Consider the following 7,196-nt stretch of genomic DNA (forward strand, 5'->3'; position numbering starts at 1 on the left):
GGTGCCGATGAGGGTCCGGTCACCGCGGCGGGGGCGGGGCCGCCGGGCACGGTCGGGGCCGACGCAGGGTCACGGTGGGGGAGCACGGGAGAGGCGCGGACGGGGGTGGCGGGCGGTCGCGGAGGCCCGGAGCCGGTGGCGACCACCGTCACGGAGGACCACCGGCCGGGACGTCGACCGCCGGGACGTCGACCGCCGGGGACGGGGCGGCGCACACACCTCACCGTCCCACCGGCCACCGGCGGGACGGGGCGGGCGGTCCGCGTGGGGGCGGGGCGCCGGGGTCAGCGCTGGAACACGTTGTCCGAATCGTCGGGACCCAGCGGGTCCCTCGGCCCGGGGTCGGTGCGGCGGCGCTGGCGCGCCTCGTACATCGCGTCGATCTCGAAGGCGTAGGCGCGGGTGATCTCCTCCCGCCGCGGCTTCAGCGACGGCGTCAGCAGCCCTCCCGCCACGTCGAACGGCGCGGGCAGCACCCGGAAGACCCGGATCGCCTCCGGCCCCGGCACGGCGCTGTTGGCCGCCGCGACCGCCCGCCCGATCTCGTCGCGCAGCGCGTTCTCCTCCCGCGCCGCCCGCGCGGACGCGTCGCCGGGCAGCGCCAGGCCCGCCCGCCACTGCGTCAGGAAGCCTGGGTCCAGCGTGATCAGCGCGCCGACGCACGGCCGGCCGTCGCCGACCACCATCGCCTGGTGCACCAGCGGATGCGCCCTCAGCCGCTCCTCCAGCGGCGCCGGGGACACGGCCCGTCCGCCGCTGGTGACGATGGTGTCCCGCTTGCGCCCGACGACCGTCAGACAGCCGTCCTCGTCGATCCGCCCCAGGTCCCCGGTGGCCAGCCAGCCGTCGTGGAGCAGCCGGCCAGCCGCGTCCCCGTCGCCGGGGTGGCCGCGGAACACCGACGGGCCGCGCACCAGGATCTCCCCGTCGTCGGCCACCCGGACCTCGGAGCCGGGCAGGGCCCGGCCCACCGTGCCGGCCTTCTCCCGGCCCGGCGGCTGAGCGGTGACCGGACCGGCGGTCTCCGTCAGCCCGTAGCCGTCGTGCACGGGGACGCCGACGCCCTCGTAGAACAGGGCCAGTTCACGGCCGAGCGGGGAGCCCGCGGAGGTGGCGCGGCGCACCCTGCCGCCCAGCGCCTCGCGCAGCCTGCGGTACACGGCGCGGTCGTACACGGCGTGCTGGAGGCGCAGATCCAGTCCGGGTCCCGGCCCGCGGCCGAGCCGGCGGCGCTCCTGGGCGGTGGCGAGGTCCCGCGCCGTGACCGCGGCCCGCTCGAACAGGGCCCCGCGGCCCGCCCGCCGGGCGTCGCGCAGGAAGGTCTTGTAGAGCTTCTCGAAGACGGACGGCGCGCCGTGCAGATGGGTCGGGCGGAAGGAGCGCAGCGCCGCGGCGAGCGCCTCCTCGTCCGGCTCCGGCTCGTGCCCCAGCACCATCCCGCCGCGCACGGCCAGGGACTGCACCAGCAGGCCGTCCACGTGGGAGAGGGGCAGGAAGGCCAGGACCGAGCCCTGCCCGCCGGGCGTCGCCGCGTCGCCCCAGGCGGCGAGCAGGGTGTCGCAGGGGCCCGCCAGGTTGCGGTGGCTCAGCGCGCAGCCCAGGGCGGGGCCGGAGGTGCCCGAGGTGTGCACGACGGCCGCGGTCGCCTCGGGCAGCACCACGCGGCGCAGCGAGTCCACCGTCGTCGCCGGGATGTACGTGCCGCGCGCCGTCAGGGTCTCCAGCGCGCCCGCGTCCAGCTGCCAGACGTGGCGCAGGGCCGGCAGCGAGGAGAGCACCGAGCCGACCGTCATCACGCTCTGCTCGTCCTCGACGACCACCGCGACACAGCCGGTGTCGCGCAGCACGCGCTCGACGTGATCGCGCGGCGCAGTCGGATGGACGGGCACCACCTCGGCGCCCACCGCCCACAGCGCGTGGCAGAACACCGTCCACTCGTAGCGGGTCCGGGCGAGGATCGCGACCCGCCCGCCCAGCGCGACCCCCGCCGCGATCAGCCCCCTGGCCAGACCGACCACCTCGTCGCGGAACTCGGCCGCCGTCACCGGCAGCCACCCGCTGCCGGACGGCCCGGGGCGGCGCGCGAGCACGGGCAGCGCGGGGGTGCGGGCCGCCGTCTCGAAGACGCTGTCGGCGAGCGAACCGGCCAGGGGCGGGGCCGCCGGAGCGAGAGCGGGGTCGTGCATGCGCTGCTCCTGGGGTACGGAAGGGGACACCGCCGGGGGGTACGTCGGCTGCGTGGCCGAATCTAGCTCAGCCGGGCGCGGGCGGGGAGCCGGAGGGAGGAACGTGTTGCCGGCCCGGTGATCCGGCGGGATCGGGGGACTCGTGGGGCATGAGCCACACGAACCCCGATCCCGACCCCGCGAGCACCACCGGACTCGAGCCCGGCGGCGGCGTACCGCCCGGGGAGACCCCGCCCGCGGAGAGCAGTCTGCCCGGCGCGGGCCCGAGCGACGCGCACAATCCGACGAAGGGATGGAGCAAGGGGCCGCTGACGCTGATCCTGGCCGTGGTGGTCGTCTTCGCCGCGGGCTGCGTGGGCTACGCCCTGGCCCTGATCCGCTGACGGCCTCCGCCCACCCCCGATCGGCCCCCGGCCGTCCCCGATCGGTTCGCGCCCGACCCGGCCGGCTCCCGCCCGTCCCCGCTCGGCCACCGGCCACCCCTGGTCGGCTCCTGCCGTCCTCGGCCGGGCTCCGGCCACCCCGAGCGGCCCCGGCGCGGCCGTGGACGGCTCCGGCCCGCCGCTCCGGGGCACCACGCCCGGCCTCCCGGTGCCCGGCCCCTCCGAGGTGTCCCGGAACTCCGCGGTGCCGGGGCCGCGCGGCCCCACCTCCGCCGGGCCCCACCTCCGCCGGGCCTCACCCGGCGCCCGGCGCCAGCCACACCGTGGCCAGCGGGGGCAGCGTGATCCGCAGTACGCCGTCCTCCGCCCCGACCGGACCGGAGCAGCTCACCCCGCTGCCGCCGTACCGGGTGTCGTCCGTGTTGAGGACCTCCCGCCAGAGGGCGGACCCGCCGGGGACGGCGAGCGCGTAGTCGTGCCGCACGACCGGCGAGAAGCCGGACACCGCCAGCAGCGGGGAGCCGTCCGCGGCGAACCGCAGGAACGCGAAGACGTTGTCCTCCGCCGCGTCGACCGCGACCCACCGGAAGCCGCCCGGATCGGTGTCGCGCTGCCAGAGCGCGGGCGTCCCCCGGTAGCGGGCGTTGAGGTCCCGGACGAGGTCCTGGACCCCCCGGTGGTCGCCCGCCGAGTGGTACGCCTCGTCCAGCAGCCACCACTCCGGCCCGTGCTCCTGCGACCACTCGGCGCCCTGGGCGAACTCCTGTCCCATGAACAGCAGCTGCTTGCCGGGATGGGCCCACATGAAGCCAAGGTACGCCCGGGTGGTGGCCCGCCGCTGCCACCAGTCGCCCGGCATCTTCGACACCAGCGCCCGCTTGCCATGCACCACCTCGTCGTGGGAGATCGGCAGCACGTAGTTCTCGCTGTACGCGTACACCATGGAGAACGTCATCCCGTGGTGGTGGTACCTGCGGTGCACCGGCTCGTGGGCGGCGTACTCCAGCGAGTCGTGCATCCAGCCCATGTTCCACTTCAGGCCGAAGCCCAGCCCGCCGGTGTCGGTCGGCCGGGTCACCCCGCCCCACGCGGTGGACTCCTCCGCGATGGTCACCACCCCGGGGCAGCGCCGGTAGACGGTGGCGTTCATCTCCTGGAGGAACGCCACCGCCGCCAGGTCCTCCCGGCCGCCGTGCGCGTTCGGCTCCCACTGCCCGGAGTCGCGCGAGTAGTCCAGGTAGAGCATCGAGGCGACCGCGTCCACCCGCAGCCCGTCGACATGGAACTCCTCGCACCAGTACACGGCGTTGGCGACGAGGAAGTTGCGCACCTCGGTCCGGGCGAGGTCGAAGGTGTACGTGCCCCAGTCCGGGTGCTCGGCCCGCCGCGGGTCACCGGGCTCGTACAGCGGGTCCCCGTCGAAACGGGCCAGCGCCCAGTCGTCCTTGGGGAAGTGCGCCGGCACCCAGTCCATGATCACGCCGATGCCCGCCCGGTGCAGGGAGTCGACCAGGAACCGGAAGTCGTCCGGCGAGCCCAGCCGGGCCGTGGGCGCGTAGAAGCCGGTGACCTGGTAGCCCCAGGAGGGGCCGTAGGGGTGCTCGGCCACCGGCATCAGCTCGACATGGGTGAACCCCAGGTCCCGGACGTACGCGGGCAGCGCCTCGGCCAGCTCCCGGTAGCCGAGCCCCGGGCGCCACGACGGCAGGTGCACCTCGTACACCGAGAACGGCGCCTCGTGCACCGGCACCTCGCCCCGGGCCCGCATCCAGTCGGCGTCGCCCCACGTGTAGTGGGAGGCGGTCACCACGGACGCGGTGTCCGGCGGCTCCTGCGCGGCCCGCGCCATCGGGTCGGCCTTGAGGAACCGCTGCCCGTACCGAGAGTGGATCTCGAACTTGTACCGGGTGCCCTCGCCGACGCCCGGCAGGAACAGCTCCCACACCCCGGACGAGCCCAGCGAGCGCATCGGGAACGCCGTGCCGTCCCAGTGCGCGAAGTCCCCGGCCACCCGCACGCCCCGCGCGTTCGGCGCCCAGACGGCGAACCGGGTCCCGGCCACCCCGTCGTGGACCATGGGCTCGGCGCCGAGGGCCCGCCACAGCCGTTCGTGCCGGCCCTCGCCGATCAGGTGCAGGTCCAGCTCGCCCAGGGCGGGCAGGAAGCGGTACGGGTCGTGGACCTCGTGCTCCCCCTCCTCGTACGCCACCACCAGCGTGTAGCCGGGGACGCGGGGCAGCGGCAGCACAGCGGAGAAGAGCCCGTCCCCCTCTGGGGCCAGGGTGTGCCGCTCGCCGCCCACGACCACGCTCACCCCGCGCGCGAAGGGGCGCAGCGCCCGGAAGGCGACACCGCCGGGGACCGGGTGGGCGCCGAGCAGGGCGTGCGGGTCGTGGTGGGAGCCCGAAAGGAGCCGCCCCCGGTCGGCCGGGTCCAGCGGCGGTGCCGTCGCCGCCCCGGGGGCACCGGCGGTGGACGGGACGGGGCCGGACGGCTCGGGCAGCGCGGTGTCGTGGAGGGCCACGGTCAGTCTCCTCTCACGGCGAGTCGTTCGATCGCCGCCATGGGTACGGGAAGCCAGTCGGGGCGGTGCCGGGCCTCGTACAGCACCTCGTAGACCGCGCGGTCCGTCTCGTGGGCGCGCAGCAGTCCGTGTTTCTTGCGGGGGTCCCAGCCGGCCCGCGCCGCGTAGCCCGCGCAGTACGCCTCCCGGCAGCGGCGCGCCCACTCGGGACGCCACGGGCGGCTCTGCCGCGCCGCGTAGTCGAAGGAGCGCAGCATCCCGGCGATGTCCCGCACGGGGGAGTGGGCGTCGCGTCGCTCGTCCAGCGGGCGGGACGGCTCGCCCTCGAAGTCGATGACGAACCAGTCCCGTCCCGCCCGGAGCACCTGGCCCAGGTGCAGGTCCCCGTGGACGCGCTGGGCCGGCGGTCCGGGGTCGCAGGTGGTGAGCGCCGAGAAGGCCGCGCGGAGTCCCGGGACATGGGGCCGCAGGGCCGGTACGCAGTGCGCGGCGGCGGTCAGCCGTTCGGTCATGGCCGCCGCCGTCGGTCCGTTCTCCCCGGCGGGTCCCGAGGGGAAGGCGGCCGCCAGCGCCAGGTGCACCTCGGCGGTGGCCACGCCCAACTGGTGCGCCCGGCCGGTGAAGTCGTCACCGGAGGCCAGCGCCTCCAGGGCGAGGGACCAGCCGTCGCGGGCGTCCGGCAGGAACGGCTGGAGCACCCCGAGCGTCGCCTCGAACGGACGGGTGGTGCGCAGCCAGGCGACGGGTGCCGGGACCCGGTCGCAGCCCTGCCGGGCCAGCGCGCCCGGAACCTCCAGATCGGGGTTGACGCCGGGCTGGATGCGCCGGAACACCTTCAGGATGTACGCGTCGCCGTAGACCAGCGAGGAGTTGGACTGCTCGGCGTCCAGGACGCGCGGCGGGAGCCCGCCGGGGACGGGGCGCGCCGGATCGCACTCGAAGCGCAGCGGGCCGGCCGTACCGGGGCGGCGCAGTCGTTCCAGGAGCAGATGGGCGGCGCGCGGGTCGTGCAGGGCGTCGTAGACGGTCCGTCCGGCCAGCGGGCCGTCCTCGACCCGTCCGATCAGGGCCGGGCCGAGCCGGGGCGCGGGGCCTTCGCGCACGCCGAGCAGCAGTTGGTAGCAGTCCCCGGCCGGGAGGGTGCCGCCCGGTGCGGGCACGGTGCCGTGCCCGGTGCGCACCAGCAGGTGCAGACAGCCGGGGAACAGCTCCGTCATCGACAGCAGGCCGATCTCGGTCACGGGCCGGTCCTTGCCCGCGAACCAGCGCTGTCGCGGCAGCCATTCCCTCAGCAGCGCGCCGAGCGGGGCCGCGGGGACCGCCGGTTCCGCCGGGTGCGCGGTTCCGGGGCGCAGGGGTGCGGTCTTCGGCATGGTGACGCGTCCTCTCCTCGGCCCGCGCTCACGCGCCGCGGCCGATGCGGGATGCGACTCGGGTGAGCCGGAACCAGTAGAAGCCGTGACCCCCGAGGGTCAGCAGGTACGGCAGCTCACCGACGGCGGGGAAGCGGACGCCGCCGAACAGCTCGACCGGGTGACGGCCCGCGAACTCGCGCAGGTCCAGTTCGGTGGGTTGGGCGGAGCGGGAGAAGTTGTGGACGCAGAGGACGAGGTCGTCGTCGTGGTGGCGGAGGAAGGCGAGGACGGAGGGGTTGGTGGAGGGGAGTTCGGTGTAGGTGCCGAGGCCGAAGGCGGGGTTCTGTCTGCGGATTTCGATCATGCGGCGGGTCCAGTGGAGCAGGGAGGAGGGGGAGGCCATGGCGGCTTCGACGTTGGTGACCTGGTAGCCGTGGACGGGGTCCATGATCGTGGGGAGGCAGAGGCGGCCGGGGTCGCAGGAGGAGAATCCGGCGTTGCGGTCGGGGGTCCATTGCATGGGGGTGCGGACGGCGTCGCGGTCGCCGAGCCAGATGTTGTCGCCCATGCCGATNTCGTCGCCGTAGTAGAGGATCGGTGAGCCGGGGAGGGAGAGGAGGAGGGCGGTGAAGAGCTGGATCTGGTTGCGGTCGTTGTCGAGGAGGGGGGCGAGGCGGCGGCGGATGCCGATGTTGGCGCGCATGCGGGGGTCTTTGGCGTATTCCGCGTACATGTAGTCGCGTTCTTC

Annotated in this window: 5 protein-coding genes; 1 reads left to right on the top strand and 4 read right to left on the bottom strand. The window is 75.4% G+C overall.

The window, feature by feature from the left end:
* Positions 1 to 284: 284 nt before the first annotated feature.
* Positions 285 to 2,186, bottom strand: a complete 1,902-nt coding sequence (locus GTY84_RS05200; protein WP_161224910.1) for an AMP-dependent synthetase/ligase — start codon at positions 2,184 to 2,186, stop codon at positions 285 to 287.
* A gap of 149 nt (positions 2,187 to 2,335) precedes the next feature.
* Here GTY84_RS05200 and GTY84_RS05205 point away from each other — a divergent pair, with 149 nt between their 5' ends.
* Positions 2,336 to 2,569 (top strand): DUF6480 family protein, encoded by a 234-nt coding sequence (locus GTY84_RS05205; RefSeq protein WP_161224911.1) that lies wholly within the window; start codon positions 2,336 to 2,338, stop codon positions 2,567 to 2,569.
* Positions 2,570 to 2,864: 295 nt separating this feature from the next.
* Here the strand turns inward: GTY84_RS05205 and glgB are convergent, their stop codons facing one another.
* From glgB to GTY84_RS05220, 3 genes are all read right to left on the bottom strand, one after another.
* Positions 2,865 to 5,093 carry a 1,4-alpha-glucan branching enzyme gene (glgB, locus tag GTY84_RS05210; RefSeq protein WP_161224912.1) on the bottom strand — a complete coding sequence of 743 codons (2,229 nt, stop codon included), beginning with the start codon at positions 5,091 to 5,093 and terminating at the stop codon, positions 2,865 to 2,867.
* A 2-nt stretch (positions 5,094 to 5,095) separates the two neighbouring features.
* On the bottom strand, positions 5,096 to 6,466 hold the full coding sequence (locus GTY84_RS05215; RefSeq protein WP_161224913.1) for a maltokinase: 1,371 nt from the start codon (positions 6,464 to 6,466) through the stop codon (positions 5,096 to 5,098).
* Between the two features lie 28 nt (positions 6,467 to 6,494).
* The coding region (locus GTY84_RS05220; RefSeq protein WP_237532074.1) for an alpha-glucosidase C-terminal domain-containing protein at positions 6,495 to 7,196 on the bottom strand (702 nt) is incomplete at its 5' end.

The sequence above is a fragment of the Streptomyces sp. SID8352 genome (genome assembly GCF_009862265.1).
GTDB lineage: Bacteria > Actinomycetota > Actinomycetes > Streptomycetales > Streptomycetaceae > Streptomyces.